Here is a 1,248-nt window from a genome sequence, read left to right as displayed (position 1 = left end):
AATTCTACCGGACTCAAGCCATTCAGTCTGAGACTGATGCGTTCTTGGTTGTAGTAGGCGATGTAATCCTCTAGCCCTGATGCCAGTTGCTCAACACTCTCAAACGACTCCAGGTAAAAAAACTCGCTCTTGAGCGTGCCGAAAAAGCTTTCCATGGCGGCGTTGTCCAGGCAATTGCCCTTACGCGACATGCTCTGCTCGATATTCTTCCCAGCCAGCATATGCCGGTAAGTTGGCTGTTGATACTGCCAGCCTTGATCGGAATGCAGTATCGGTGTGTCACCTGGATTCAGCCGCTCGAAGGCTTGCTCCAGCATTGTCGAAACCATCTTGAATTCAGGACGCCGGTTGATCTGATAAGCAAGGATCTCGCCGTTGTACAGGTCCATCACAGGCGAGAGAAACAGCTTCTGCCCCTTTACCTTGAACTCTGTCACGTCGGTTGCCCATTTCTGATTGGGGGCTTCTGCCTTGAATTTGCGCTTGAGTAGATCAGATGCAACAACCCCCTCGGAGCCTCGGTACGAGCGATATTTCTTAACTTTGACCAGAGATTTGAGGTCCATCAACTGCATCAGTCGCTGCACCTTCTTGTGGTTGACCACCTCGCCATTGTGCCCGAGGACCGCAGTGATACGACGATAGCCGTACCGCCCCTTATGTCCGTGATAGAGGCTGTTGATGCGCTCTTTGAGAGCAGCATGCTTGTCAGCCACCAGCACTTTGCTTTGGTAATAAAAGGTACTGCGTGCCAGCCCTGCAGCACGTAGCAGCAGAGCAAGTCGATGCCCGCGCCTCAATCCTTGGATAGCCTGCGTTTTCTTGCCTGCGCAGTTCGAGGGTCCGCTTGGATCAAGGCATCGAGCTTTTTTAGATAAGCATTCTCCGCGCGCAGGTATTCCAGTTCTTCGAGCATTTGCTTTGGTGTCAACTCGCTGTCCGCTGGAGTGGGCGGGCTTGTGCTGGACTGTTTTGATGGCTTGCGGGGCATGCTGAACTCTCGGGTACGGCGCGGGTGAAGGGCTTCTACTCCGCCTTTATCGTACAACCTTTTCCATTGCCTGATGCTACTCGGGCCGCGGATATCAAACTGCACGCAAGCTTGCTGGGCAGACAGTCCGTCTTGCTCAATGCACTGCAAAACCTTCAATTTGAACTGCGCGTCGTAGTGGCTGTACTTGGCAATCAAACCGGCTGCACCGTGTTGCTCGTAGCCCTTTACCCAGCGGCGTAACAGCGATGGACTCA

The 1,248-nt window shown here is 53.3% G+C and carries 1 protein-coding gene and 1 pseudogene; both read right to left on the bottom strand.

Going from position 1 to position 1,248, the window contains the following annotated elements; all coding sequences use genetic code 11:
- Positions 1-839 (bottom strand): annotated as a pseudogene (locus ACODS9_RS26525) (IS3 family transposase); the annotation flags it as partial.
- A complete protein-coding gene (locus tag ACODS9_RS26520; protein ID WP_489095120.1) occupies positions 797-1,096 on the bottom strand; it encodes a helix-turn-helix domain-containing protein in 300 nt (99 codons plus the stop codon). The gene ACODS9_RS26520 and the pseudogene ACODS9_RS26525, both read right to left, overlap by 43 nt.
- Positions 1,097-1,248 lie beyond the last annotated feature (152 nt).

Source organism: Pseudomonas sp. FG36 (assembly GCF_057809275.1).
The sequence above is the reverse complement of the archived record's forward strand: the minus strand, read 5'-3'. Positions and strand labels throughout refer to the sequence as shown.